The following is a 26,299-nucleotide window of genomic DNA, read 5'->3' as shown; positions in this document are numbered from 1 at the left end:
CCGGCGTTCTCAGGACACCTCGGCGACCAGGCGCCTGCGGAAGACCCAGTACGACCAGGCCTGGTAGCCGAGCACGAACGGCAGCGCGATCAGGCCGATCCAGGTCAGCACCCCCAGCGTGTACGGGCCCGAGGCGGCCTCGGCGACGGTGAGGCCGGGGAACGGGGCGGGCCACAGGGCGCCGAACAGGGCGGCGCCGCCCAGCGCGATGGACGAGGCCGTTGCGGCGAACGCCCAGCCGTCCCGGCCGCGCCAGGTCAGCGCGACCCCGGCGGCCAGGGCCGCCATCGAGGCGAGCGCGCCCGCCCACAGCCACGGGGCGGCCGACCAGGCGCCGACCGCCGTACCCGCGACGGGGATGTGCGACAGGGCCGCCACCGCGGCGGGCAGCGCCACCGCGGAGGCGAGCATCGCGGCGCGCCGGGCGCGGGAGCGCACCGGCCCGGTGGTCTTGAGCGCGACGAACACCGCCCCGTGCAGCACGCACACCGAGAGCGAGAACAGCCCGCCGACCAGGGCGGCCGTCGCGCTGCCCCGCAGCAGGTCGGCGAAGACGGCGCCCCACAGGAACGCGGGCAGGGCGCTGCCGGCCAGCACGCCCAGGTCGCACCAGGCGCGGTCGGCGGCGTGCCGGACCTTGCCGCGCCACTCCAGGCCGACGCCGCGCACGATCAGCCCGACGAGGACCAGCACGATCGGCAGGTAGAACTCGCTGAGCAGCCCGGCGTACCAGGCGGGGAAGGCGGCGAACATGGCGCCGACCGCGGTGATCAGCCAGACCTCGTTGCCGTCCCAGACCGGGCCGATCGTGCCCAGGACCTGCTTGCGTTCGGCCTCGTTCCTGGCCAGCGCCGGTGCCAGCATGCCCACGCCGAAGTCGAAGCCCTCCAGCACGAAGTAGCCGGTCCACAGGAACGCGATGACCGCGAACCAGAAGGTGGTGAGTTCCATCGTCGTCGCCTTCAGTACATGAGGGTCGGCTGGAGCCGGGCGTCCGCGCTCTCGTCGTCGTCGCGGGAGGGCGGCGTACGGGGAGCGGCGGGGGCGGCGGGCTCGGGGCCCGTCTTGACGTGGCGCGTGAGCAGTATCGCCTCGGCCAGCGCGAGCGCGCCGTACAGCACCGTGAAGACCGTCAGCGAGACGGCCACCTCGGCCAGGCTGACGCCCGGCGAGACGCTCGCGGCCGTGAGCAGCTCTCCCTGGACGGTCCACGGCTGGCGGCCGATCTCGCTGAGCAGCCAGCCGGAGATCATCGCGATCGTCGGCAGCGGCAGCGCGAGCAGGCAGATCCGGGCGAACCAGGCGGGGACCTCCCGCGGGGTACGGGCGGCCACGGGGGTGCCGCGGCGCCTCCGGCGGGTGAGCCAGAGGCCGAGCACCGACAGGCCCACCGTGGACAGACCGAAGACGATCATCACGCGGAAGGACCAGAAGACCACCGGGAGGTTGGGCCGGTAGTCGCCGGGGCCGAACCGCTCCTCGTACCGTGCCTGCAGGTCCTCGGTGCCCTGGACCACCGCGTTCGGGTCGTCGGTGGCCAGGAAGCTGAGCAGCATGGGCACCTCCAGCCCGGGGACGGGGGAGAACGGCGCGCCGGCGGTGTCGTGCCGGAGTCCCTCGGCCGAGGCGAGCTTCATGGGCTGCTGCTCGTACAGCAGCTTGGCGGACATGTCGCCGCTGCCCGCGACCAGGGCCCCGGCGATCGCCGTCATCACCAGCGCGGCCCGCATCGGGGTCCGCCAGATGCTCACACCTCGCGACGCCGGTGCGGTCCCGCCGGTGGCCGTGGTCGTGGTGGTGCCGGTGGCGGCGGAGGCGGTGTGGCGCTCGCGCAGGAGGTGGTAGCCGCAGACCGCCAGCACGAAGGCGCCCGCCACGACGAAGGCTCCCGCGATCACGTGGGGCACCTGGGCGAGCGCGGTGGAGTTGGTGAGCACCGCCCACAGGTCCGTCATCCTGGCCTTGCCGTCGACCACCTCGTACCCGACCGGGTGCTTCATCCAGGCGTTGGCGGCGAGGATGAAGTACGCCGACAGGTTGGATCCGATGACCGCGGCCCAGATGGTGGCCAGGTGGACGCGTCTGGGAAGCCTGTCCCAGCCGAAGATCCACAGGCCGATGAAGGTCGACTCCAGGAAGAAGGCGAGCAGCGCCTCCAGCGCCAGCGGGGCGCCGAAGACGTCGCCCACGAAGATCGAGTACTCGCTCCAGTTCATGCCGAACTGGAACTCCTGCACGATGCCGGTCACCACGCCCATCGCGAAGTTGATCAGGAAGAGTTTCCCGAAGAACTTCGTGAGCCGCAGGTAGTGCTCCTTTCCCGTGCGGTACCACGCGGTCTGCAGCCCGGCCACGAAGACGCCGAGCCCGATCGTCAGGGGTACGAACAGGAAGTGGTACACGGTGGTCACCCCGAACTGCCACCGGGCCAGGTCTAGCGCTTCCATCGTTCCCCTTCGTTCCCCTCGCGGGCCTGGAGCTCTACAGCTTGTAGTTCTACTTCTAGTAGTACTACGGCTTGTAGAGCTATGGGCGGGAGAGGCGCCGCGAGCTACTGCGATCTTCGTCACATGGTCCGCCGGGAGACCGCACTTCTCCGTTGGACCGAGATCGTCTCCGTCGGCTCGCGACGCCGGCTCTCCCGTGCGCCACCGGGGACCCCTCCCCGGATGTCCCCCGCCCGAAGGGGCGTCCTTCCCGTCGCGCCGGGCGATCCCCGTGCCGCCGTCCCCCGGGGCGTGACTCCATGGTGGGCCGGGCACCCCCCGCGAGGCGTCCGCCTCCGGGGTGATTTCCCGGTACGCCGGGCGGCGGACCCGCCACCCTCGACGACCGGGTTGTTCTCCACACGACCGGGTCAAGCCACTGCAAACGGCTCGCAAGTGCTCCGTAAGGAGCGGTACGGGGACCTGCAAGCCTCTCCCCATACAAAGGAGTCACTCCAGGGGGAAATCGGCAAAGGCCGGTTCGGGGAGGTAAAGGAGAAATCATGATCAAGCGACTTGCCACCGGCCTGCTGGCCACGGCCGCCCTCGGCGCGATCGCGCTCGCCGCGCCCGCCACCGCGCACGCCGCGACCACGGCGGCCCCGGCGGCGGCGACCACCGCCGCGACCGGCTCGTCCGGCTACGACTACAGCGAGAACTGGGGCCACTACTTCTCGTCCAACCACCGGGCCAAGAGCCGCGGCTGGATCGGCGTCGAGTGGGACGACCAGCAGAAGTGGAACCGGGTCGACGTCAAGGGCAAGCTGTACGACCTCGACCACCGCACGTACAAGCAGGGCGGCAAGTGCGCCTACGTGAAGTTCGCCGTCCACCACTTCGGCGACGGCGGCGGCGAGTGGTACGACGGCAAGTCCTACAAGTACTGCAACGCCGGGGGCGCCAAGCACTTCGCCTTCAGCAAGCACAAGGTCGACAGCGTCCGCGTCAAGGTCTGCCAGATCGGCCTGCACAGCTCTTACCCCACCCGGTGCGGCGACTGGGAGTACCTCTACACCGCCGAGAGCGAGTGATCACATATATCCCCGGACGGTCCGTCCCCCGCACCGGGGGCGGGCCGTCCGGCCGGGAACTCCCGCACGGGGGCGGGAGTTCCGCCGTCCGGTCCGGGGCTTCCGCCGCCGCGGCCGGGCGAGCGGTTCACCGTGCCGGCGTGGCGGGCGGCAGCGGCGGGAGAGGCGGGAGAGGCGGGAGAGCCCACGCCTGCCTGATCTGCTGCAGGGTCGATCTGGTCAGCGTGCCGGTCGTGCCGATCTCGCGCTGTGCCCGGGCCAGGGCCGAGAAGGAGCCGGGGAATCGAGGATCGGATGCCTTGACGACCAGTTCTCTGGACAGGTCCGCCGAGAAGATCCTCGACAGGGTGTCCATGTAGTACGCGCGGTTGGCGAGTGTCGTCCCCGACGTCGCGCCGTCCGTGGTCACGGCGGCGTGCCGGGTGACGCGGTCTCCGAGCTCGCCCAGCCCGCCGTGCGCGTGGACCAGATCCGCCTGGAAGAACCGGAGAAGCTCTTCCGAAGCCTCCGTGCCCGTGCCGGCGCTGACGGCGATCCGGGCCAGCTCGCGGTCGATCAGGGCGGCGGTGACCTCGGCCAGCGGACGAGGCCGATCCGGTGTGACGAGCGCGACCGCCGCCCGTGCCGTGCGGAGCAGATCGCGCGGGATGCCGCCGGACAGGCAGTAGAACAGTGCCGCGAACGGCGCGGGCAGGCCGATGACCCTGGTGTCGAGCAGTTTCACGGCGGTGGGGTGGTCCAGCGGCTCGACCCGGACGACCTCGTCGATGGCGCTGTCGAAGGCGTCGCGCCGGCCCGCCGGCGCGAGATCCGCCTCTCTGAGCGCCTCGTCGGAGACCGACAGCACGAACAGGCAGTGCGGCACGTCGAAGACGGCCTTGAGCTCGTTGAGGAAGTCGCGCGCGTCGGTCGCGGGCACGATCCGGTCGAGCTCGTCGACGCCGATCACCAGGCGACGCGCGGGCCTGGCGTCGTCGAGCTCTTTCGCCACCACGTCAAGGAAGTCCGTCAGCGCCTGGACGATCTCCGGGTAGGTGAGCGGCTGGCGCGCGTGACCCGTCCCGCGCCTGACCGACAGCCCCCAGCCGCCCCAGCCCGCGTTCGCGGTCGCCTCGGCCGACCGCGTCTGCAGGTAGCGGATCTGCCGCAGGTTCCTCGAGGCCTCGTTCGACGCCTTGAGGCCGGTGTTCATCACGCGAACGCAGAGTTTGGCGAACAGGTGCAGCATGAACTCGCGCCGATCGTAGACGACCGGCGCCGTCACCTCGACGCTCAGCTTGGCCGCCGCGCCACGGGCGGCCCCGTCGCCCTCCGCGCAGAACGTCCTCAGCAGCTCGGTCTTGCCCACCCCGCGTGGTCCGGACAGCGCGATGCTTCCGCCGTCCATCCCGTCGCTGATCATGATCAGCCTCTTCTCCGCGGAGGTCGGCACGTGGTAGTCCAGCGCCCGTATCCGGCGCAGGCCCGGAGCGGTTCCGATGTCGAGCGTCGTGGCGTACCGGCGCGCGAACTGCGTGCTGATCCGGGTGCTGATCTGCGCGCGCATGAAGCCCAGCAGGCTCTCGTGGAGCGCCTCCCGCCACGCGCTCTCCAGCCAGGAGGCCTGTCCCCTGCCCGCGCTGGAATCGGTGAACTCGGGCGTGAGCTCCACGAACGCGCGGGACCGCTCCTTCCTCAACGGCAGGAGTGCCGCGGCGTAGACGGCCAGGGCGCCGAGGAACACCCACCCCCACCAGCCGTAGGATTCATCCGGCCCCTGCAGACGCTGGTGGACGAGTTGCCAGACCAGTTCCTGGGCGGAGAAGGCGAGATTCGAGGCCACCATCACCGCCACGGTCCAGACCGTCACCGTCACCGTCACCGCCGTCTGCCGCTCCTCGGCCGAGGGAGTCCTCGCGCGTACGGCGGGTGAAAAGAGCCAGAACAGCCACCGGGTGGCGAGGGCCACGAGCGCGCCTATGAGGGGGATCGCCAGGAGCAATCCGACCCCGTTGAGCGCGACGTAGCCCACGGAGAGAGGGCGACGTTCGGTGATGGCCGCCTTGAGCTCGATGTCCCAGCCGCCCACCACGCCCAACGCCAGTGTGGCGAGCAGGGCCGCTCCCCACGCGATGCGGTACAGAATCCAGGTCAGACGTCGTGTGCCGAGCCTGGTCCGCTCCTGGGCGGTGGTCCGGCGGTGTTCCTCCTCCGCGGTGGTGGCCCGGCGGTATTCCTCCTCCGCGTTCCTGGCCTGTCCCAGAATGGACGCTCGCTCGTCCATCGCGGCTTCACGCAGTTCGCCGGCTGACGGCGCGTCGACGTCGTTCATGCTCGCGGTCAGCTCCGGCTCGTCCAGAACCTGGGCCAGAACCTCCGCGAAGACCTTTTCCCGATCGGTGTCCGTCAATCTCCAGCGCCTTCCATGCCGGGTCTTCGCCACAGAATGGCCCGGTATCGCGCCGGCCGCCAGGGACATTCACGAAAACGCGCGAGGACCGGACGGCCGGTCATCGCGTCAGCGGGCCGCCGCCTTCAGGTACGCGCCGAGGTTGCCGATCTCGAAACCCCGGCGCTTGATCTTCGCGACGAGGATCCTGAAGTCGCGGGCGAGGTTCGGGCGGAAGTGAAGCAGCAGGATGTCGCCGGGGCGGAGCTTCTTGTCGGGCACCTGGTAGGCGATCTTCCCACCCGGCTGCACGGTCGCGGTCCAGAGCAGGAGCGCGTCGATGCCGCAGGCCTTGGCGGCCCTGCGGGTCAGGGTGTTGTGGTTGCCGAACGGCGGGCGGAACAGCGTGGGCGCGGTGCCGGTGTGCCTGCGGATCAGCTTGGAGATGCCGCAGATCTCGGTCTTCTGCCCCTCGTAGCCGAGCGCCGGGAGGTTCGGATGGGTCAGCGTGTGGTTCTCGATCGTCGCCCCCGCGTCGCGCAGGTCGCGCACGTACTCCCACTTGCCCGCGCCCAGGAACCTGCCGCCCTGGGCGGTCGGATCGGCCGCGCCCCTGGCCTCCACGGCGTCGCGGGTGACGAAGGCCGCCACCGGGATCCGCTGGTCGCGGACCTGTGCCACGAAGCCGGGATCCTGCTCCCAGCCGTCGTCGATGGTGAGGAAGACGACTTTCCGCCTGGTGGGAATGGAGCTGATCACCGGAGGCAGGCCGTCGCCGGGGCGGGGGAACCGGCCCACCTCACCCGGCCTGGGCGTCACCCCGGGCGGCCCGGCCGGTCTCGCCGCCCGGTCGCCCGCACCGGAGGGGGCCTTCGACGCGTGGGAGGCGCCCGGACCGGGGGTGGCGCCGGCCCCGGTCCTTCCGCCGTCGGGGCTCGTGGCGCACCCGGCGCTCACCGCCAGAGCCGTCGCCGCCGCCGTTCTGATCGTCCAGTATGTCCCCGATGCCATGGGCGACCATCCTGCCAGCAGCCGGGAGTCCGACACAGCGGTCCTGAAAGGAGTGACTCCGGCGGCTATCGCGTGATCATCCGGGAATCATGGCATCTGCCAGGGTAGGGCCAGCACTACCACAAGCTGGGGTGTGAGCGGGGGTTTGGGATTACGGCGGGCACGGAATCCTGGGATGGTCGTCTTGCTTGGTCGACGTCGATCCGTGGCGCCACCGGCTGACGTGATCATGTCGAGTGATCCGGCCCATCTGAGGAGAACCGTGACCAACTCAACCGCGATCGATGACGCGGATCCTCCCGTCGTCCCCGAGAACGCCGTCCCCGGAGAAGGAGAGCGGGGCAGCGATTTCGCGCGCCTGTCGCGCCGGATCGCCCAGGCGGGACTGCTCGATCGGCGCCCCGGTTACTACGCCGCGCGGCTCGGCCTGGTCGCGGCGGCCTTCGTCGGCGGCTGGGCCGCCTTCTTCACCCTCGGTGACTCGTGGTACCAGCTGCTGGTGGCGGTCTTCCTCGCGGTGGTGTTCGCCCAGATCGGGCTGGTCGCCCACGACCTGGCCCATCGCCAGGTCTTCCGCTCCCGCCGCTCCAGCGAGATCGCCGGGCTGGTGGCCGGAAACCTCGCCATCGGCATGAGTTACGGCTGGTGGATGGACAAGCACACCCGCCACCACGCCAACCCCAACCACGAGGACCACGACCCCGACGTCAACCCCGACTTCCTGCTCTGGTCGCGCGAGCAGGCCGCCGCGAGCAAGGGGCTGCCCAGGCTCGTGGGCCGCTGGCAGGCGTTCCTGTTCTTCCCGCTGCTCACCTTCGAGGGGTTCAACCTCCACGTGTCCAGCGTCCGGGCGCTGACGCGCCCGACGATGAAGCACCGGGCCGTGGAGGCGTCGCTGCTCGTCGTGCACGCCGTCCTGTACCTGGGCGCGCTGTTCGCGGTGCTGTCACCCGTCAAGGCCGTGGTCTTCCTCCTCGTACACCAGGCGATCTTCGGCGTCTACCTGGGCTGCACCTTCGCCCCCAACCACAAGGGCATGCCGATGCTCAGGGGCGAGGACAAGCTCGACTTCCTCCGGCGCCAGGTGCTGACCTCGCGTAACGTGCGCGGCAGCGTGGTCCTGGACGTCGTGCTCGGCGGGCTCAACTACCAGATCGAGCACCACCTCTTCCCGAGCATGCCGATGCCCAACCTGCGCCGCGCCCAGCCGATCGTCCGGGCGTACTGCGAGGAGCTGGGGGTCGACTACCTGGAGTCCGGGATCGTCAGCTCGTACGCGCAGGCGTTGCGTCACCTGCACGACGTGGGCGTGCCCCTGCGGTCCGGGAGTCCCGTGCCCGGCTGATCCGTGGTGTCCCGCCCGAGCCGGGCCCCGGCCCGCGTTCCGGGTACGCCGGAGGCCGGTTCGAGGCACTGAGGCAGCACTGACAAGGGCGGGTCCCGCCGGCGGGCAGATGTTGCTGTTATCCGCCCGCCCGGCGATTGCCTAGGGTGCTTGGTGTGAAGCTCGCAGGCAGTGCCGTGCTCGGCATCGACAGAGATCGTGTGTGGTCAGCGCTCCAGAACCCGGCCGTGCTCGTACGCACGATCCCCGGCTGCGAGCGCCTGGAGGAGACGGGGCCGGACACCTACCGGATGACCGTCACCGCGGGGGTGGCCTCCATCAAGGGCGTCTACCAGGGCGAGGTCGCCCTGTCGGAGCCCGAGGCGCCGGCACGGTTCGTGCTCAGGGCCCGGGGCCAGGGTGCCCCCGGCACCGTGGACGCCACCGTGGAGATCCGCCTCAGCGAGGTCGAGGGCGGCACCCGGATCGACTACGACGCCGAGGCCGTGATCGGCGGCATGATCGGCGGGGTCGGTCAGCGCATGCTGGGCTCCGTCGCGAGGAAGACCGCGGGGGAGTTCTTCTCCGCGGTGGAGAGCCACCTCGCCTCGGGGGAGATTCCGGCCGCTCCCGCCCCCGTTTCCGCTCTCGGTTCCGTCCCCGGTTCCGGCGTCCTCACCCGGATCGCGCCGGGCGGCGGTCCGTCGCCCGCCGCACCCGCCGTGTCCGCCGAGGTCGCCGCGCCGGGATCGCCGGTCGCGGCCGGCCGGCCCGGATCCGCGCACGTCTTCGAACGCCCGGCCAAGCAGCCCAGGCCCGGGGTCCCCGCCTGGTCGCTTCTCGCCGCGTTCGGGATGGGCGCGGGCGTCGCGCTCGGCAGCGCGGTGATCGGCTGGCTGCTCGGCCGTACCGGCGGGAGGCGGTGACGGCGCTCCGCGACAGGACGCGGCTCCTCCGGGGGACGACCCTGCCGGTGGGACGCCGCTCTCCGGCGGGAAGCGGCGGGAGGCGGTGACCGTGCCCGCCGGCCCGAGGAGCTGATCACGCCTCGGTGAAGAACCGGCGGTGTTCGGGTCAAGCGGCCCGCGCGCTTGACCGGTGAAACGTGTACCTCCCGGCATTTTGGGATACGTCGGCCACGACGGGTGCCCGGGGGGACATGGAGCCGCTGCTGATCCTGCACGCCGTGGCGGCGGTACTCGCCCCGGCACTGGTGCGCCGCTTCGGCCGGGACGCGTTCTTCCCGCTCGCCGTACCGCCCGCCTGCGGGTTCGCCTACACGGTCCGGATCGCCCTGACCGGCGTCCCGGTCGAGTCGCACCATGACTGGGCGCCCGCCCTCGGCCTGGGACTGTCCTTCCGCGCCGACGCGCCGGCCGCGCTGATGATGGCGCTGGTCACCGGCGTGGGCGCGCTGGTCGTGCTGTACTGCTCGCGCTACTTCGCCGTCACCGCCGAGGGGCTCGGCCGGTTCGCCGGGGCGCTCGTGGCCTTCGCCGGGGCGATGCTCGGCCTGGTGGTCGCCGACGACCTCCTGCTGCTGTACGTGTTCTGGGAGCTGACCACCGTCTTCTCCTACCTGCTGATCGGCCACGACCCCGCGAGCAGGGCCGGCCGCAGGGCCGCGATGCAGGCGCTGACCGTCACCGCGTTCGGCGGGCTGGCGATGCTGGGCGGCATGGTCGTGCTCGGCGAGGCCGCGGGGACGTACCGCATCTCGCGGATCGTCACGGACCCGCCGTCCGGCGGCCCGGTCCCGGTGGCGGTGGCGGTGGTGCTGATCCTGGTCGGCGCGCTGTCGAAGTCTGCGATCTTCCCGTTCAGCATGTGGCTGCCGGCCGCGATGGCCGCGCCGACGCCGGTCTCGGCCTACCTGCACGCCGCGGCGATGGTGAAGGCGGGGGTCTACCTGATCGCCCGCCTGGGCCCGGCCTTCGGGGACCTCGCCGTGTGGCGCTGGACGGCCGTGCCCCTGGGCCTGCTCACCATGCTGCTCGGAGCCTGGCGGGCCCTGCGCGAGTACGACCTCAAGAGGCTGCTCGCCTACGGCACGGTGAGCCAGCTGGGATTCCTGACCGTGCTGTTCGGGGCGGCCACCCGCGACACCGCGATCGCCGGGGCCGGGATGCTGCTCGCGCACGCGCTGTTCAAGGCGTCCCTCTTCCTGGTCGTCGGTGTCGTCGACCGCTCGACGGGAACCCGTGACCTGCGCGAGCTGAGCGGCCTGCGGCGCTCGGCGCCGTGGCTGTTCGCGACCGCCGCCGGGGCCGCCGCCTCGATGGCGGGCATCCCGCCGTTCCTGGGGTTCGTCGGCAAGGAGGCCGCCTTCGAGTCGCTGCTGACCGGGCGGCCCGCCGACACGGCGGTCCTCGCGGGAGTCGTCCTCGGCTCCGCGCTCACCGCCGCTTACAGCGCGCGTTTCCTGTGGGGCGCCTTCGGGAGCGAACCCGGCAGGGAACCGGTGCCGGTGCGCCCCGCCGGCACCGCGACGTTCCTGCCGCCCGCGCTGCTGTCGGTGCTCGGGCTCGCCGCCGCCCCGCTCGCCGGGCGGTACGGAGCGGCGATGGAGGGCTACACCGGCACCTTCCCCGGTCCCGGCCACGGCACCCACCTCGCGCTGTGGAGCGGCGCCCCGGTACCGCTGCTGCTGTCGGCCGCCGCGCCGGCGGGGGGAGCGCTCCTCTTCTGGGTCAGGGAACCGCTGGCCAGGGCGGGGACGGCACTGCATGTGGTCGACTCCGGCCGGGTCTACTGGGCGCTGGTCCGCGGGCTGGGCCGCTTCTCCCTGCAGCTGACCGGTGTCGTCCAGCGCGGTTCGCTGCCCGACTACCTCATGATCGCGTTCGTGTCCCTGGCGGGGATCGCGGCCTTCTCGCTGCTGTACGGGCCCTCGCCCGACCTGCGGCCGGACGTGGTGCTCTGGGAACGCGTCGAGCAGCCCGTCATCGGCGTGCTCCTCATGGCCACGGCCGCCGTCGCGCTCAGGGTGCGCTCGCACATCGTGCTGGTGCTGGTGGCGGGCCTGACCGGGTACGGCACGGCGCTGCTGTTCCTCGTCCACGGCTCGCCCGACCTGGCCCTGACCCAGTTTCTCGTCGAGACGCTGAGCCTGGTCGTGTTCGTGCTGGTGCTCCGCAGGCTTCCCCTCGGTCCCCGGGAGGAGCGGCCCCGGGTGCCGTTCACCGCGCGACTCACCCTCGGCGTCGTGAGCGGCGCGGTGGCGGCCGGGGCGGGGATGCTCGCGATGAACGCGCGGCAGGCGACGCCGGTCGGCACGCTGATGGTCCCGGCCGCGAAGGAGGCCGGGGCCGCCAACGTCGTCAGCGCGATCCTGGTCGACATCAGGGCCTGGGACACCATGGGGGAGACCTCCGTGCTCGTCGTCCTCACCCTCGGCATGACCGGCCTGGTCTTCCTGCGCAGCCGGTCGTACGCGCTGCGGGCCCCGCAGGGCAGGACCGGCGACGACTCCGGGACGTACTGGCTGACGGCCACCCTGCCTCCCGGGCAGCGGGCGGTCATCTTCGAGCTCGTGGCCAGGCTGACCTTCCACACGGTGATGGTGGTCTCGGTCTTCCTGCTGTTCACCGGGCACGGCGCGGTGGGCGGCGGGTTCGCCGGGGGCATGGTGGCCGGGCTCGCGCTGGTCATGCGCTATCTCGCCGGAGGCCGGTACGAGCTGGCCGCCGCCGCGCCGGTCACCGCCGGGGTGCTGATCGGCCTGGGGCTCCTGCTGTGCACGGTCACCGCGTTCTGGGGGATGCTGGCCGGCGCCGGACCGCTGGACATGCTCCCCGCCGGCCTGCGCCTCCCGCTCGTCGGCGACCTTCACCTGTCGACCGTGCTGCTGTTCGACGCCGGGGTCTACATCACGGTGATCGGCATGGTGCAGGACGTCCTGCGCAGCCTGGGCGCCGAGCTGGACCGGCGGATCGACGAGGGAGAGGACCGGTGACCGCCCCGCTGCTGCCCCTCCTGGTGGCCGGCACGCTCGTGGCCACCGGGGTCACGCTGCTGCTGGAGAGGAGCCTGGTCCGGCTGCTGGCCGGTGTCATCCTGCTCGGCAACGGGGTGAACCTGCTGATCCTCACCGCGAGCGGGCCGCCGGGAAGGCCGCCGCTCCTGGGCACGGCCGCCCCGGAGCGAATGGCCGACCCGCTGCCGCAGGCCATGGTGCTCACCGCCATCGTCATCACGCTGGGCGTCACCGCCTTCCTGCTCGCCATGGTCCACCGGTCCTGGCAGCTCACCGGTGCCGACGAGGTGCAGGACGACACCGAGGACCGCCGGGTGCGGCTGCGGGCCAGGCGCGGCGAGCTCGGCCAGGAGGTGCTCTACCGCAGGGAGGCGTACCGGCGGCTGGTCAGGGAGCAGCGCGCCGAGCTCGCCCGCCTGCAGGAGGCCCGCCACGAGCGGGAGCGCAGGGAGACCGCGGAACTGGAACAGCGGATCCTCGACGTGAACGTCGACCTGGGCCACTGGCTGCAGGAGCACAAGGACGAGGGACTGTCCGCCGAACGGCTCGCCGAGCGGTTCGCCGAGGCGCGGCGCGCGGAGGACGTCTCCAAGGAGGGAAGGCAGGAACGCGTCCGGGAGATACGCGCCGAGTTCGCCCGCAGGGAGCGGGAACAGATCGCGCGGGAGCGCGAGATCCGCAGGCGGCTCCACGCCCGCCGTCGCGACGCCCTCCGGCAGATGCGCGCCGCGATCCGCGCCGACCGGGCGCGGCAGGCCAGGGCACAGGACGACACCGACCTGGAGGGGGAGGACTGATGCGGGATCGCGTCCCGCGCGGTGCGGGAGGGAGGTCCGTGACGGACGGGAGGAGAGAGTGCCGGTGGAGGCGCTGATCCCGGTGCCCGTGGTGCTGCCGCTGCTGGCCGCCGGGCTCAAGCTGGCCATCGGCCGGAAGCTGGTGCGGCTCCAGGCGCTCATCAGCGTGGGCACCCTCGCGGTGGTACTGCTCGTGTCGCTGCTCCTGCTGCCGGCCGCCGACCGGGAGGGGCCGCTGGTGGCCCATGCCGGAGGCTGGGGCGCGCCGATCGGCATCGCGCTCGTCGCCGACAGGCTCTCCACGCTGATGCTGGTGGTCTCCTCCGCGGTGACGCTCTGCGTGATGGTCTACTCGCTGGCCCAGTCCCGCGCCGACCAGGAGCACAGGGCCCCGCTGTCGATCTTCCATCCGGCGTATCTGATCATGGTCGCCGGGGTGTCGGACGCCTTCCTCTCGGGTGACCTGTTCAACCTCTTCGTCGGGTTCGAGATGCTGCTCGGCGGCTCGTACGTGCTGCTGACCTTCGGCGGGACCGAGGCCCGCATCCGGGCGGGCGCCACCTACACGGTGGTGGGACTGGCGTCGTCGCTGCTGTTCCTCGTCGCGATCGCGGTCGCGTACGCCGCGACCGGCACCGTGTCGATGGCGCAGCTGGCCGAGCGGTTCGCGGTGCTGCCCCAGCACATCAGGCTGCTGGTCGAGCTGACGCTCCTGCTCGTCTTCGTGGTCAAGGCCGCGATCTTCCCGATGTCGGCGTGGCTGCCCGACTCGTACCCGACCGCGCCCGCCCCCGCGACGGCGCTCTTCGCGGGGCTGCTCACCAAGGTCGGCATCTACTCGATCATCCGGCTGGAGGCGCTGCTGTTCCCCGGCGGCCCGGTGAGCGGCCTGCTGATGTGGGCGGCGCTCCTGACCATGCTGGTCGGGGTGTTCGGGGCGGTGGCGCAGACCGACATCAAGCGCATGCTCTCCTTCACCCTGGTCAGCCACATCGGCTACATGGTGTTCGGGGTCGCGCTGTTCACCGTCGCCGGCATGGCGGGCGCCGTCTTCTACGTCGCCCACCACATCACCGTGCAAACGAGCCTGTTCCTGGTGACCGGCTTGATCGAGCGCCGTACCGGCACCACCTCCCTGAACCGGCTCGGCGGCCTGGCGGGGACGGCCCCCGCGATCGCGGTGCTCTTCTTCGTGCCCGCGATGAACCTGGCGGGGATACCGCCGATGTCCGGCTTCCTGGGCAAGCTCGGGTTGATCCAGGCGGGGGTCGCGGACGGCCGTCCGATGGCCCTGGCCCTGGTCGCGGGAGGGCTGCTGACCAGCCTGCTCACCCTCTACGCGATGGCCACGGCCTGGAACAGGGCCTTCTGGGGGGCGCCGGTCTCGCCGGCCCCGGAAACGACCGCGGAGGGGGGAGCCGTGCGGGAGAGCGGGGAGGGCGAGCCCGGCGCGGCCGGCATGGAAGGGGCGGGAGAGGCGGGAAGCCGGGGGAGCGGGGCGGGGGGCGCCGGGGACATCACCGGTGAGGTCGTCGTCACCGCCGTCGCCATGCCGGCGCCGATGCTCGCCGCCACGGCGGCGCTGGTGGTGCTGGCCCTGTCGTACACCGTGCTGGCCGGGCCGCTGTCCGCCCTGGCCGAGCGGACCGCGGGCGAGCTGCTGGCCCGCGAGCCGTACGTCTCCGCGGTGCTCGGCGGTGAGCGGTGAGGGGGCCGGGCCCGATGATCCCGGTGCCCCGGGTGCTGGGCAGGCCCGTACCGCTGCCACTGGTGGCCTGGCTCACCGCGGTCTGGCTGTCGCTCTGGGGAGACCTCAGCGTGGGCAACGTGCTCGGCGGCCTGCTGGCCGGGCTGATCGTCGTGTGGCTGCTGCCGTTGCCGGTCCAGGATTCCAGGATCCGGCTCCACCCCGTCGGGATCCTCCTGTTCGTCGTCCGCTTCGCGGGGGACCTGGTGGCCTCCAGCCTCCGGGTCGCCTTCTGGGCGCTGCGCCCGGGAGGGCCGCCCCCGGTCCAGATCGTCGAGGTCTGGCTGCGCTCCTCGTCGGAGACGGTGGCCGTGCTGATGACGGTGGCGTTGTCGGCGCTGCCGGGCAGCCTGGTGCTGGAGGCGAACGTCCGGCGGAGGCTGCTGGTGCTCCACGTGCTCGGCATCCCGGGTGACGCGCAGACCGTCGCCCGGGTCACCCGCGAGGACGTGACGCGGCTGGAGAGCCGCATCGTGGCCGCCTTCGGCACCCGCGCCGACCGGGAGGAGCTGCGATGACGGCGACGTGCCGGGAGGGGCGTGACGGCCATGACGCGTCCGGGGGAACCGGGATGACGGTGACCCGTGAGGGGGCCACGATGACGGGGGCGTGTGAGGGAGAGGCGCGATGACGGTGACATACCTGACCGTTCTGGTGCTGCTCGCCGCCGCGGCGGCGATGACGCTCTACCGCCTGGTTCGCGGCCCCACGATGCTGGACCGGGCCGTCGCGCTGGACGTGCTCACCGCCGTCGTCATGTGCGCGATCGGTGCGGAGGCGGCGACGTACCGGGAGTACTCGGCGCTGCCCGTGCTGCTGGTGCTGTCCCTGCTGGGGTTCGTCGGCTCGGTCTCGCTGGCGAGGTTCTTCGCGGCACGCGCCCGGTGACCGCGCTGGATGTGGCCGCCGGCGCGTGCCTGCTGCTGGGGGCGGGACTGGCGTTCGCGGCCGGGGTGGGGATGGTCCGGTTTCCCGGCACCCTGTCTCGCATGCACGCGGCGACCAAACCCCAGGTGCTCGGCCTCCACCTCGTCCTGCTCGCCATGTGGCTGCGCCACCCCCGCTGGACGATCGCCGGCACGCTGCTGCTGATCGCCGTCTACCAGGTGGTGACGGTGGCGGTGGCCGCCTACATGGTGGGAAGGGCGGCGCATCTCGCCGAGTCGCCACGGGACGACGGCACGGCCGTACCGCCCGGTGACGCTCGCGCCTAAGGATCTCCCGGCGTACCGTGTCGGTATGCGTGATGCACGTGCGGAGGACGCGAGGACCGAGGCCAGACGACTGATCCGTGATCTGCTGGGCGAGGAGCGGCCGGACGCGGCCCTGCTGCTGAGCGAGGCGAAGGCGGCGCTGGGCGCCGACCGCGTCGCGCGTTCCGTCGAGCTCGCACGCGGCGCCCCCCTCACCCGCAGATCCACCGAACTCGCCGCGCTGGCCGGCCTGCTGGTCGGCACCCGCGAACTCGGGAAGGAGTGGTGGCGGCAGGAGCGCGGCGGCAAGCTGCCCGCGCCCGACGAGGTGCTCCAGACCTCCACGGCGATCGAACCGTGGACCGATCTGACCGTCCTGGAGATGCTCGCCGCCTGGATCGCCGACGACGCGGCCGACGAGACCTGGGGTCGTCCGGCCGCGGTCACCGACCTCAACTCCTGGCAGGCCGAGGACCGGGTCGAGCTGCCCAAGGACGCGCACCCCGGCCAGCGGGTCGTGGTCTCCTTCGACGCGGGCGGCCGTCTCGACGCGGTGGTCCTGCGCCGCCCCGACGACGAGCTGGGCTCCAACCTCGACTTCGACTCCCTCCGCTACTCCCGTCCCGCCGAGGCCCAGTGGAGCTGGGGCGTCGCCGCCGGGCTCGGCCCCCACCGGCTGGACGAGCACCCCGACCCGTACGAGCAACCGGTCGACGCCAAGGCCGCCGCGACCCTGCACGCCTGGGCGTTGCGACACGGCGCCTCCACCGAGCAGGCCGGTGAGGTGTGGCGCGCCAAGGGCGACGTCGTCGCCTCCATCGAACGGATCGACTGGATGTGGCGCAGCGGCGAGTGGTTCGCCTGGTGGCGCGGGGTGTCCGCCCTGGTCGACGGCGAGCCCGAGCAGCTGGCCGCCCGCCTCGAGGAGATCGCCTCCGTTCCCTAGCGCCCCCGTGAGCACGGGTCGTCGGCGCGCCCCGTGGGCCTGGGCCGTTGGCAAGGACCGGGAGGGCGGGCGTCAGCCGAAGGTGCGCGGTGTCAGATAGTCCGGGATCACGACCTTCGTCCCGGGGCTGACCTCGCGCACCGCCGCGACGAACCCGGCGAGGCTCTTCCTCGACTTCTCGTCGGCCTGCGGCGGGTTCCGCAGTGCCACCTCGAAGTTGTCCCAGTGCACCGGGACGACCACGCGGGGCATGTCCAGGGCCCGCAGGAGGCGCGGCACGTAGTCGTACGTGGACGACGAGGAGGTGGTGGGGATCATCGCGACGTCCGGGGCGAGACCGGTGAGGTTGCGCTCGACGAAGTCACTGCCGCCCATGAAGAAAACCGACGGGCCACCCTTGATCTTCACCTGGAACGCCAGGGTGTCGCCCTCGGGCAGCTCGGAGATGTTCTCCGGCCTGCGCTCCGGCCGGGTCAGCCGGACCCCGGGGAAGACCATGGAGTAGTCGGCGTTGCGGCTGTGCAGCGACGCCACCACCTCCACGACGTAGTCGCCGAAGTCCAGGACCTCCCCGCCCTTCACCGGGCTGAGCAGGTTGCTCTTCACGTCGAACGCCAGCGCCAGGTTGCACGCGGTGGCGGTGCCGACCACCCGTGCCCCGGTCGACGTCGCGATGTGCGGGACGTCGTTGAAGTGGTCCCAGTGCGCGTGCGTCACCAGCACCACCTTCGGCGTGCCCGCGTGCTCGCCGACCGCCTCGGCGTCGACCTCGAGCCGGGTGGTGGGCTTGAACGCGCCCGCCGCCAGGCCGGTGTCGAACCGCGTCACGTACGGGTCGACGAGGAACGTCGACGACCCCACGTCCACGCGCCAGCCCGACGTACCGAGCCAGCGGAACGTCGCGGCGGTCTTCTTCCCGCCCGGACGCGCCGCCGCGGCCCTGGTGGGGGACGGGGACAGGAGGTCTCCGGCAGCCGGTGCCAGCGCGGCCCCCGCCAGCGCCGCCCCCGCCGTCGCCGTCGCGGTGCGCAGGAAACCTCTTCGATCGAATCGGGACATGTCTCTCCTCGGTGCGGATGAACGCACGGTCGTCACCGGTCATCCGGGTGACGACCGCCGGCCGCGTGCGGCCCGCTGAGGACCCAACCATCACGGAGCCGTCCACGTCCAAGATCCTCGACCGTCGTCTCCGATAGGCGAACGCGTATCAGAGCAGCTGGGGAGGGGACCCGGACGGCGTGCGAGAAGGCGGAACCCGCCCGGCGAGTGGGAGAGGTCACCCGGCCCGCAGCGCGTCGACGGCGGTCCGCGCGGCCTGGCCGATCGCCAGGTCGACGTCGATGCGCCGGGTGGGCAGCTGCCCGGTCCGGGTGAACGCCGCCACCGCGTAGCTCTCGCCGGAGGGATACTCGACGACCCCGGCCTCCATGTGCAGGCCGGGCAGCGTCCCCGTCTTGGCGGCCACCCGCGTTCCCGGGGGGAAGCCCGAGGCGATCCGCGTCCAGAAGACCTGCCGTGTCATGTAGTCGCGGACGGCCGCGCACGCCTCCGGCGGCCCGGCCTCGTCCCGCCAGATCAGCCCGAGCAGCCGGGTCATGTCGCGCGCCGTGCTGGAGGTCGTGTGATCGGGATCGAGGACCCGCAGTGCCCGTACCCGCTCGGGGGGCAGCGTCGGGAAGATCCGCGCGAACTCGGCGTCGTCCCGCGCCCCCACGTCCGCGAGCATCGACTCCAGCACCTGCCTGGGCCCGCCGATCACGCGCGTGCGCGCCAGCCCCAGCTCCGCCGCGAGCATCCGCACGGTGTCCAGGCCGATCCTCCGCATCAGCAGGTCGGCGGCGGTGTTGTCGCTGACCTGCATGGCGAAGTGGGCGAGATCGCGCAGCGACATCTCCACGTCGTCCGCGCATCCGGCGGTCCCCCATCCGCCGAGCCTGTCCTCCGCCGTCACGAGAACGCGCTCGGCCGGGTCGAGCTGGCCGGCCGCCGCCTGGCGGGCGAACTCCAGGACCAGGAGCACCTTGAAGATCGAGGCGATCACGACCTGTTCGTCGGCGCGCACGGCGATCTCGCGGCCCCCGGCGACGTCCAGCGCGTGCAGGTGCCCCTCCACCCCGGCGGCCGCGAAGATTCCCGATATCCGTTCCTCTGCCGACATGCCCGCAACGCTATCCAGCCCCGCCGCCGGGTCGTGACGCGCCGCCGGATCATGCCGTGCCACCGGATCGCGGCGCGCCGCGGGTCTGTGACGTGCCGCGGGTCCGCGGACGATCGCCTATCGTGACGCCGTGGACCTTTCCCGGCATCTGCGGCATTTCATCGTCGTCGCCGAAGAACTGCACTTCGGCCGCGCCGCGGAGGTACTGGGCATCGCGCAGCCGCCGCTCAGCCAGTCGATCCAGAGGCTGGAGCGCGAACTCGGTGCCGAGCTGTTCGACCGCTCGCGCCGGCAGATCGAGCTCACGATGGCGGGACGGCTCCTCGTCGAGGAGGCCGGGCGGTTCCTGGCCGGTGAGGAGCGCCTGCGGGCGATGATGCGCCAGGCCGGCGACGGCGAGCTGGGAACCCTCCGGATCGGGGTACCCCCGGAGATCCCGGCCGTGACGCTGCACGCCCTGCTGCGGCACGTCGCCGAGGAGACTCCGGGGCTACGGTTGGAGCTCCACGAGCTCACCATTCCGGAACAGCTGCGCCGTCTGACCTCCGCCCAGCTCGACGCGGGCCTCGTGCACCACCCCGTCGACGTTCCCGGCCTGCGGTCCGGGCCCGTCGTGGAGATCCCGCTGGGCGTGGTGCTGCCCCGCACGTCCCCCCTGGCGCTGGCACGGCCGCGACCGCGGCCGGGGCCGGGGTCACGGCCGTGGGAGATCGAGCTGGCCGACCTCGCCGGGCACGACCTCGTCGTCTTTCCGCGCGAGACCTCCCCCGCGTGGTACGACCGCATGCTCGATGTCTGTCGCGCGGGGGGTTTCTCGCCCGTACGCCTTCAGCACGCCCGCAACCCGGAGTTCCTGCTGGGGCTCGTGCTGGCGGGGCACGGGGTGGCGTTCGAGCAGGAGGCGATGGCCCGCAGGGAGCCCCGGCTGGCCTGGCGCCCCCTGGCCGGTGCCCCTCTCCTGAGGGGGATCTGTGTCGCCTGGCCGGAGCGGTCGGCCCACCCCGCGGCCGCCGGGTTCGCCGCCCTGGCGGCCGGGATCCTCGCCCAGGACGTCACCGCCGGGACACCGCAGGCGGCACCCGGGACGTCCCCGCCGCCCGCCCCCCGCCCCTGGTCCGTCGTCTACGCCCCTTGACGTCCTCCCCGGTCTGCAGGCCGGGGATCCTCCCGTCGCGTCGCGGTTGAGCGGCGCGCGGGGGTGGCACCCCCGGTTCTCGTCCACACCCGATGGAGCCCCAGGCCCGTCGTCCGCGCCCTGTGATCCCCGCCGCCGGTCGCGTTCGGCCTTCCCCTAGACCGCCCGCAGGGGACCTGGAACGGTGACCTCGTCGATCTCGGCCAGTCCGGCGGCGAGGAGCGCCGCCGTGAGGCCGCTGTCGTAGCGGGCGATACCGGCGATCTTCGAGTCCCGTACGGTGAACAGGGTCGCCACGGTCGTCGCGTCGCCGAGAGCCCCGGTGCCGGGGTCGTGCCAGCGGGCCGTCTGCTCGGCCACCAGGTGGGGGAGCCGGACGAAGAGGCGCCGCGAGGTGAGCCGGATGCCCGAGTCCGCGACCCACCGGCGCAGTACGTCCACCCCGTGAGCGGTGCCGCGCGGCCCGGTGATCGCGACATCCTCGGCGGCCATCCCCGCCGCCTCGGCCACCGCCCGCCGGTTGACCGCCTCCTCGAATCGCGTGACCAGGGAGATCGCTTCGTTCACCCGTTCGGTATCGGGAGCGCTGCCATCAAGTGCGTGCATTTTGCACACATTACATGTGTGATTTGCACACATCAAGGGCGAGTGCGATGCTGCGCCCATGCGGACCATCGGTGACCAGGCGCACGACCCGGAGTCCGGTGCCGGGGCCGGTCCCGGCACCGGCTCCGCGGCCGATCCCGGGTCCGGCTCCGCGGCCGACCCCGCGACGCCTCTCGTGCCCGGTGCGTCCTCTGGCTCGGCGGTGGCCCCCGCCCTTTCCGAAAGTCGCCTCCCCGCCGGCGGGCAGGCGGGGCCCGCGCTGTTCGCGCTGGTCCGTTACTGGTCGCGGCGCTGGCCCCAGCGGGTCGCCGGTGACGACGCCGAGGGCGGGCACGTCTCGCGGGTCGTGGTCGTCGACATCATCGGCGGGAGGGGTGAAGGTGGCGAGAGCGGCTGCGTCGGAGGGTCCGGAGGGTTCGGGGAGGCCGGTGTGACGGGCGGGGGCGGTGGCGGTGGGCGTACCGGCGTGCGGGCCGTCGCCGACGCCCTCGGGGTGGACCGCTCCGTGGCCAGCCGCATGGTCGCCGACGCGGTCGCCGCGGGGCTGGTACGGCGCGGCACGATGGAACGCGACGCCCGCCACGCCGACCTGGAGCTGACCGCGTCCGGCCGTGAACTCCTCGCGGCCGCCCGCCGCTGGCAGAACGACACGTTCGACGCCTTCACCGCGCACTGGCCCGCCGAGGACCGCGAGACCTTCGCCTCGCTCCTCGTCCGTTTCGCCGCCGACGCCACCGCGCCACGCCGGGAGTGATCAGGACTCCCCCGGGAGCCTCCTCGCCATCCGCCCGCTTTGCCTGATGCGGCAAGAACCCATGCCGCAAAAAATGCTCTACCAGGACAAGACCCTGGCCCTATCGACGTTCAACATATACGGGTGTAAACACAGATAAAAACACATATAAGTGGCTACAAATCAACACCGCGTTCGCCCGGGGGAGCCTGGCAGAAGATCCCGCGTCACGTACAGGTCATCGAACGGGTGAATGTGGTCGCCGACGACGGATTTCCGGCCATCACCGGAACCGTTCGCCACCGGTCGCGCTGGGGCATACGCAGGCGCGGGCGCGCGTGAAGGGTCGTCGCCGGCGGCGGAAGCGAGTCGAATCCATCGCGTTCGGCAAGGAAAACCGGTCCCGTCGTCGACGGGCCGGAGGCGAGCCGGTGAGGACGATCGTCCGCTCGGGGTTCCGCGAGGTTCCCCTCCGCAGCCAATCAAGATCGGAGTAGGACCGTGTGTCAGCACCTGCCCACCTGTCCGTCCGCGGACGCCCTCGATCATGAGGCGGCTCGTCTCGTGGTCTCTCACCCTGAGCAGGGATGGGGGCTGCTCTGCAACGGTGTGGTGGTCTTCGAGGACACCGGGGAAATCCTGCCGGACGGGCGTGTCGTTCCCGCCCATCGCACTCCCTGCGGGAGGGCGGCATGAGACCGTCCCTCGCCCTCGCCCTCACCATCTGCGCGGTCGCCGTCTCGTTCCCGCGCCCCTCTGCCAGAAGGGCGTCCTGGCCACTCCCGCCCATCCCGGCCGCGGTGCCCAGAGCCCGGCGGCTGATCTGCGGGCAACTGGCCGAGTGGGGGATCGGCGAGCAGGGCGAGATCGCCCGGCTGCTCGTCAGCGAGCTCGTCACCAACGCGTTGCGCCACGCGTGGGGACCGATCCGGCTCGCCGTCTCCTACCAGGAGGGAATGCTGCGTTGCGAGGTGGACGACGCCAATCCCGCCCTTCCCTACGTGCGCGACGCCCACGAGGACGACGAGGGAGGGCGCGGGTTGTATCTGCTCGATCTGCTCTCCGACCGGTGGGGCAGCGAACGCACGTCCCTGGGAAAGGTCAGCTGGTTCGAGCTGGCCATCCACCCGCGTCTCAACGGCACCGCGGCCTGAGGAGGTCGAAGGGAACCTGCCGCGACCCGGCTCGCCGACCACGACAGGAAAGCCTCTCCTCACCGAGGGCAGAGAGGATACGGGGGACGTAGACGACATGGACCGACCGCGCCGCCCGGACGGCGGCACATCACAGGAATCGGCAAGTCAGGCCCGTACGCGCACCGGAAAGGAGTTCCCGGCGATGCGCCAGACACGAATCCGCAAGCGCTCACGACGCCGCGACCGGGACGTACTGGATCTGCGGAGCCCGTCGGGAAGGCCGCTGCCGTACTGACCCCGGACGCCGGGCGTGAACACCCCGCCCGGCGGCGAGCGCGATCCCCGCGGCCTCCGACGTTCCGGTCGGTGCCGGTCGGTGCCGTTCATATGGCTCTCGCCGGGGTGCCACGTGTCCCTGTCCGTCCCGCGTCCACGAACGGCGGGCCGGTCCGTGGAATCAGCGGATCCCGGTGCCGGTTGCAGCGTGGTGTGAAGGTTGAAATCTACTCAGACGTCGTCTGCCCATGGTGCTACATCGGCCACACCCGCTTCGCCCGCGCCGTGGAGCGCTACCGGGCCAAGGGCGGTGAGGTGGAGGTCGAGTTCAGGCCGTTCCAGCTCGCGCCGGACGCGAAGTCCAACGGTGAGCCCACGCTCACGTGGGCCGCGGCGAGGTTCGGCGGGGCCGAGCAGGCCGCGCGGATGTTCGGCAGGGTCACCGAAGTCGCCGCCGAGGACGGGCTGGTGCTGGACTTCGATCACTCGATCCAGGCCAACACCTTCGACGCGCACCGTCTCATCCGGCTCGCCGGAGAGCAGGGCAGGGGTGAGGAAGCGCTCTACGCCCTTTTCCGCGCCCACTTCACCGACGGCCTCGACGTCGGCTCCCGCGAGGTCCTCGCCGGACTGGCCCGCGAGCTCGGCGTACAGGCCGATCTGGACGGGGAGGACGGTGCGGCGGCGGTGAAGGAGGAGCTGGCCCAGGCCCGCGCCATCGGTGTCAGCTCGGTGCCGCTGTTCCTCTTCGAGGGCCAGTTCGCCGTCTCCGGCGCCCAGCCCGAGGACACCCTGCTCGCCGCCCTCGAAGAGGTCGCCGAGCGCACCGGCCGGTCGCCGGCCGCCAGGGCCGTCAAGGCCGCCACGAACGGCGGCGACGCCTGTGACGACGAGGGCCACTGCGCCGTCTGACACCCGCGCCGGGCGGGGTGTCCCCCTCGCCCGGCGCGGGGCTCAGCCGGGCAGGCCGAGCTCTCCGGAGCGGTAGTGGCGACGGCAGAGCACCTGGTAGCGGATCGGGTCGGCGCCCGTGTCGCCGATGACGACCTGCTCGCCGGTACGGACCATCCTGCCGCCGACCACCCGGGCGTTCAGGCGCCCGGGGCGCCCGCACCAGCACAGGACCTCGACCTGCAGGCGGCTGATCTCGTCGGCCAGCTCGAACAGCCGCTGGGTGGCGGGGAACATCTGCGAGCGGAAGTCCGAGGCCAGGCCGAAGGCGTAGACGTCGATGCCGTAACCGTCGGTGAGATCGGCGAGCTGCTCGATCTGGGCGACCGTGTAGAAGCACGCCTCGTCGCAGATGACGTAGTCGATGGGCTCGTGCGCGCGGACCAGGGCCACCAGGTCGAGGTCGTCGACGACCTCGACGGCCTCACTGCCCAGGCCGATCCGGCTGGTGACCTGCGGGGTGCCCGAGCGGTCGTGCTTGGTGAGCACCAGGCCACGCCTGCCCTGGCGGCCGTGGTTGTAGTTCATCTGCAGGGCCAGCGTGGACTTGCCGCAGTCCATCGGGCCGAAGTAGAAGCGCAGCACTCCGTCCCGGGAACCGGCGGGAACGGCGGAAAGGGCAGACAATTCGGTCACGGGGGGCCAGCCTAGTACTCCGGCCGCGTTCCGCGATCTCCACCCCTGGCGATCGGTTCGTCGCCCTCACCAGGCGTCGGAGCGTACGGGATCGCCCGCCGCGCCCGCCGGGACCGCTTCCGGCCCCGCCGCCGGGAACCGGCGAGACCCGGGAACGGGAGAGAGGGAAGAGACGGTGGGAGAACCGAGGGGGCCTCGCCCGATCCCGCGGGCGAGGCCCCCTCGGCCGATGGGTCGGCTCAGAGCTCGCCTGTTCGGCTCAGAGCTCGCCGCTCTCGATCGCCGCCTTGAGACCCGCCTGCGTCGCCTCGTGGGAGGAGACGCCGTTCGTCACGGTGAAGTCGATGAGCAGGATGCTCGCCTCGAAGGTGAGGTGCTCGGTGACGCGCGTCCGCCCGTCGCCCAGGTCCTCGAAGACGATCCTCTGGTGCGTGACGACGTTCGGCAGCGTCCAGGTGTCGGTCTCGTAGTAGAGCTCGTCACGGTGGATGCGCTGCTGCGCGTGCGTGTTGGAGGTGACGGGCAACCCGGCGACCGGGATGTCCTCCACGGCCGTGAAGTTGACGTAGCGCGTCCCGGCGTCGGTCCAGTCCGCGTGGGTGACGACCCGCTTCAGGAACGAGTGCATGCCGAGGTGGTTGTTGATGTTCGAGTAGGCGTCGAACACGTGCTGCACCGGCGCGTCGATCTCAATGGAGATGTCGCGCTTGGCCTGGCTCCGTCCCGTTATCGGGAGGGGGGCGGTCAGACACTCGTAGAACCGGTAGGTGTCCCACGCGATCTGCCACCGCGCGGCGAGCACGGGGTCGGTGTCGGCCCGGGCGGGGGTCGAGAACACGCTGAGAAGGAGGACGGCGGCGGACAGCGGGGCCACGAGGAGCCGGAGAAGCTTCGTCACAGATACCTCTGAAAACCGGATGAGAGTGGTGAATGTCTTCTATCTCATCCGAGTCCTCTTTTACCGCGCCGAGCGTGGATCGTGATCTTCATGTTTCGTGGACGGCTCGCGCTCGTGCACCCGCCTGAAAGATAACGATCTACACCTCGTAGTGAGCTGTGGGGTATATGAGGGCGTTTGGGTGGAAGATGCGCTGGTAGAAGGGGGTGATCCCCCGTCGGCAGGCCCGGGCGTGACCTGACTTGGCCTGGCGGTGAAAACCGTGGGAGATTCCTTTTGGTCTATCGAAAAGTGGGAGAATCTGTGACGACCACCAACAACTCCGCTCCACCCCTCGGCAAGACCCCCGCCGTCGTGACCCCCGGTCCCTCCGGCGCGGAGACCACGGAGATGCCCGCGGCGCTCGCGGCGATGATGACCGAGGACGAGGCCGTCGCCGCCCAGGCCGAGGCGGCTCGCTGGCGGTACGGGTTCTACGTCGTGGTCATGGGACTCGTGGTCATCCTGATCGGCTTCGTGGTGATCGCGCTGCGCGAGGGTGACACGGCCGCGCCGTTCGCCGGGCTCGTCGGGGTCTCGGGCGCGATCATCGGTGCCTACTTCGGCGTGCAGGTCGGCCAGTCCGGCAAGGACCGCGTCGAGGCCGAACTGCGCCGTACGAACGAGATGGCCATCCGCCTCGCCGCCAAGATCCACGCGCACGACGCCGACGCGGTGATCAACACCACCATGGGTCCCCGCCGCCGCTAGGGACCGCTCCCGCCGCCTCCCGGTCCGTGACCGGGAGGCGGCGGGACCGTTTCCGGCGAGGTCGTTCGAGGTCGTTCGAGGTCGTTTCCCGCCAACACTGCCCAAGGACCGGGCACAGCTTCGGCAGGGTCCGCCGATTTG

General features: G+C 71.8%; 25 protein-coding genes. 16 read left to right on the top strand and 9 right to left on the bottom strand.

Annotation, left to right across the window (positions count from 1 at the left end; translation table 11 throughout):
• Positions 1-9 precede the first annotated feature (9 nt).
• Together cydB and ACTOQ3_RS19125 are read right to left on the bottom strand one after the other, a co-directional pair.
• Entirely contained in the window at positions 10-951 is a 942-nt protein-coding gene (gene cydB / locus ACTOQ3_RS19130) for a cytochrome d ubiquinol oxidase subunit II (protein ID WP_440084730.1), read from the bottom strand.
• Between the two features lie 11 nt (positions 952-962).
• The gene (locus ACTOQ3_RS19125) at positions 963-2,447 is read right to left on the bottom strand and encodes a cytochrome ubiquinol oxidase subunit I (RefSeq protein ID WP_440084729.1); all 1,485 of its coding nucleotides are present in this window, start codon (positions 2,445-2,447) and stop codon (positions 963-965) included.
• A 542-nt stretch (positions 2,448-2,989) separates the two neighbouring features.
• Here ACTOQ3_RS19125 and ACTOQ3_RS19120 point away from each other — a divergent pair.
• Positions 2,990-3,517 carry a hypothetical protein gene (locus tag ACTOQ3_RS19120; protein WP_440084728.1) on the top strand — a complete coding sequence of 176 codons (528 nt, stop codon included), beginning with the start codon at positions 2,990-2,992 and terminating at the stop codon, positions 3,515-3,517.
• A 127-nt stretch (positions 3,518-3,644) separates the two neighbouring features.
• Here the strand turns inward: ACTOQ3_RS19120 and ACTOQ3_RS19115 are convergent, their stop codons facing one another.
• Both ACTOQ3_RS19115 and ACTOQ3_RS19110 read right to left on the bottom strand, forming a co-directional pair.
• Positions 3,645-5,906 carry a hypothetical protein gene (locus ACTOQ3_RS19115; RefSeq protein ID WP_440084727.1) on the bottom strand — a complete coding sequence of 754 codons (2,262 nt, stop codon included), beginning with the start codon at positions 5,904-5,906 and terminating at the stop codon, positions 3,645-3,647.
• A gap of 108 nt (positions 5,907-6,014) precedes the next feature.
• Positions 6,015-6,896 (bottom strand): polysaccharide deacetylase family protein, encoded by an 882-nt coding sequence (locus ACTOQ3_RS19110; RefSeq protein WP_440084726.1) that lies wholly within the window; start codon positions 6,894-6,896, stop codon positions 6,015-6,017.
• A gap of 262 nt (positions 6,897-7,158) precedes the next feature.
• On the opposite strand from ACTOQ3_RS19110, the gene ACTOQ3_RS19105 reads away from it, so the two are divergent.
• The 9 genes from ACTOQ3_RS19105 to ACTOQ3_RS19065 all read left to right on the top strand — a co-directional run bounded on the left by ACTOQ3_RS19105 (position 7,159) and on the right by ACTOQ3_RS19065 (position 16,879).
• Positions 7,159-8,241 carry a fatty acid desaturase family protein gene (locus ACTOQ3_RS19105; RefSeq protein WP_440084725.1) on the top strand — a complete coding sequence of 361 codons (1,083 nt, stop codon included), beginning with the start codon at positions 7,159-7,161 and terminating at the stop codon, positions 8,239-8,241.
• A gap of 155 nt (positions 8,242-8,396) precedes the next feature.
• Entirely contained in the window at positions 8,397-9,146 is a 750-nt protein-coding gene (locus ACTOQ3_RS19100) for an SRPBCC domain-containing protein (protein WP_440084724.1), read from the top strand.
• A 233-nt stretch (positions 9,147-9,379) separates the two neighbouring features.
• Positions 9,380-12,175: a Na+/H+ antiporter subunit A gene (locus tag ACTOQ3_RS19095; RefSeq protein ID WP_440084723.1), complete on the top strand. Its 2,796-nt coding sequence runs from the start codon at positions 9,380-9,382 to the stop codon at positions 12,173-12,175.
• Entirely contained in the window at positions 12,172-12,993 is an 822-nt protein-coding gene (locus ACTOQ3_RS19090) for a Na(+)/H(+) antiporter subunit C (protein WP_440084722.1), read from the top strand. Before ACTOQ3_RS19095 ends, ACTOQ3_RS19090 begins: the two co-directional genes overlap by 4 nt.
• 64 nt (positions 12,994-13,057) lie before the next feature.
• Complete coding sequence (locus tag ACTOQ3_RS19085; protein ID WP_440084721.1) at positions 13,058-14,701, top strand: Na+/H+ antiporter subunit D; 1,644 nt, start codon at positions 13,058-13,060, stop codon at positions 14,699-14,701.
• 14 nt (positions 14,702-14,715) lie between these two features.
• Positions 14,716-15,258, top strand: coding sequence for a Na+/H+ antiporter subunit E (locus ACTOQ3_RS19080; RefSeq protein ID WP_440084720.1), 543 nt, complete (start codon positions 14,716-14,718; stop codon positions 15,256-15,258).
• Between the two features lie 109 nt (positions 15,259-15,367).
• Entirely contained in the window at positions 15,368-15,628 is a 261-nt protein-coding gene (locus ACTOQ3_RS19075) for a monovalent cation/H+ antiporter complex subunit F (protein ID WP_440084719.1), read from the top strand.
• Entirely contained in the window at positions 15,625-15,954 is a 330-nt protein-coding gene (gene mnhG / locus ACTOQ3_RS19070) for a monovalent cation/H(+) antiporter subunit G (protein WP_440084718.1), read from the top strand. Before ACTOQ3_RS19075 ends, mnhG begins: the two co-directional genes overlap by 4 nt.
• A gap of 25 nt (positions 15,955-15,979) precedes the next feature.
• Complete coding sequence (locus ACTOQ3_RS19065) at positions 15,980-16,879, top strand: hypothetical protein (protein ID WP_440084717.1); 900 nt, start codon at positions 15,980-15,982, stop codon at positions 16,877-16,879.
• A gap of 72 nt (positions 16,880-16,951) precedes the next feature.
• Here ACTOQ3_RS19065 and ACTOQ3_RS19060 read toward each other — a convergent pair whose 3' ends face one another.
• Together ACTOQ3_RS19060 and ACTOQ3_RS19055 are read right to left on the bottom strand one after the other, a co-directional pair.
• The gene (locus ACTOQ3_RS19060) at positions 16,952-17,938 is read right to left on the bottom strand and encodes an MBL fold metallo-hydrolase (protein ID WP_440084716.1); all 987 of its coding nucleotides are present in this window, start codon (positions 17,936-17,938) and stop codon (positions 16,952-16,954) included.
• Between the two features lie 217 nt (positions 17,939-18,155).
• Complete coding sequence (locus tag ACTOQ3_RS19055; protein ID WP_440084715.1) at positions 18,156-19,037, bottom strand: serine hydrolase; 882 nt, start codon at positions 19,035-19,037, stop codon at positions 18,156-18,158.
• A gap of 130 nt (positions 19,038-19,167) precedes the next feature.
• Between ACTOQ3_RS19055 and ACTOQ3_RS19050 the strand changes: the two genes are divergently transcribed.
• A complete protein-coding gene (locus tag ACTOQ3_RS19050) occupies positions 19,168-20,172 on the top strand; it encodes a LysR family transcriptional regulator (protein ID WP_440084714.1) in 1,005 nt (334 codons plus the stop codon).
• Between the two features lie 156 nt (positions 20,173-20,328).
• Here the strand turns inward: ACTOQ3_RS19050 and ACTOQ3_RS19045 are convergent, their stop codons facing one another.
• Positions 20,329-20,778: a nuclear transport factor 2 family protein gene (locus ACTOQ3_RS19045; protein WP_440084713.1), complete on the bottom strand. Its 450-nt coding sequence runs from the start codon at positions 20,776-20,778 to the stop codon at positions 20,329-20,331.
• 58 nt (positions 20,779-20,836) lie between these two features.
• On the opposite strand from ACTOQ3_RS19045, the gene ACTOQ3_RS19040 reads away from it, so the two are divergent.
• The 4 genes from ACTOQ3_RS19040 to ACTOQ3_RS19025 all read left to right on the top strand — a co-directional run bounded on the left by ACTOQ3_RS19040 (position 20,837) and on the right by ACTOQ3_RS19025 (position 23,835).
• Entirely contained in the window at positions 20,837-21,532 is a 696-nt protein-coding gene (locus tag ACTOQ3_RS19040; RefSeq protein ID WP_440084712.1) for a MarR family winged helix-turn-helix transcriptional regulator, read from the top strand.
• Between the two features lie 480 nt (positions 21,533-22,012).
• Positions 22,013-22,207, top strand: coding sequence for a DUF5999 family protein (locus ACTOQ3_RS19035; protein ID WP_440084711.1), 195 nt, complete (start codon positions 22,013-22,015; stop codon positions 22,205-22,207).
• Entirely contained in the window at positions 22,204-22,665 is a 462-nt protein-coding gene (locus tag ACTOQ3_RS19030; protein WP_440084710.1) for an ATP-binding protein, read from the top strand. Before ACTOQ3_RS19035 ends, ACTOQ3_RS19030 begins: the two co-directional genes overlap by 4 nt.
• Positions 22,666-23,136: 471 nt before the next feature.
• A complete protein-coding gene (locus ACTOQ3_RS19025) occupies positions 23,137-23,835 on the top strand; it encodes a DsbA family oxidoreductase (RefSeq protein WP_440084709.1) in 699 nt (232 codons plus the stop codon).
• Positions 23,836-23,877: 42 nt separating this feature from the next.
• On the opposite strand, the gene ACTOQ3_RS19020 is transcribed toward ACTOQ3_RS19025, so the two are convergent.
• Together ACTOQ3_RS19020 and ACTOQ3_RS19015 are read right to left on the bottom strand one after the other, a co-directional pair.
• The gene (locus ACTOQ3_RS19020) at positions 23,878-24,510 is read right to left on the bottom strand and encodes a thymidine kinase (protein ID WP_440084708.1); all 633 of its coding nucleotides are present in this window, start codon (positions 24,508-24,510) and stop codon (positions 23,878-23,880) included.
• Between the two features lie 259 nt (positions 24,511-24,769).
• Positions 24,770-25,408: a hypothetical protein gene (locus ACTOQ3_RS19015; RefSeq protein ID WP_440084707.1), complete on the bottom strand. Its 639-nt coding sequence runs from the start codon at positions 25,406-25,408 to the stop codon at positions 24,770-24,772.
• 303 nt (positions 25,409-25,711) lie between these two features.
• Between ACTOQ3_RS19015 and ACTOQ3_RS19010 the strand changes: the two genes are divergently transcribed.
• Positions 25,712-26,158, top strand: a complete 447-nt coding sequence (locus tag ACTOQ3_RS19010; RefSeq protein WP_362680870.1) for a hypothetical protein — start codon at positions 25,712-25,714, stop codon at positions 26,156-26,158.
• Positions 26,159-26,299 lie beyond the last annotated feature (141 nt).

It is taken from the genome of Streptosporangium sp. LJ11 (assembly GCF_051918945.1).
Lineage (GTDB): Bacteria > Actinomycetota > Actinomycetes > Streptosporangiales > Streptosporangiaceae > Streptosporangium.
The sequence above is the reverse complement of the archived record's forward strand: the minus strand, read 5'-3'. Positions and strand labels throughout refer to the sequence as shown.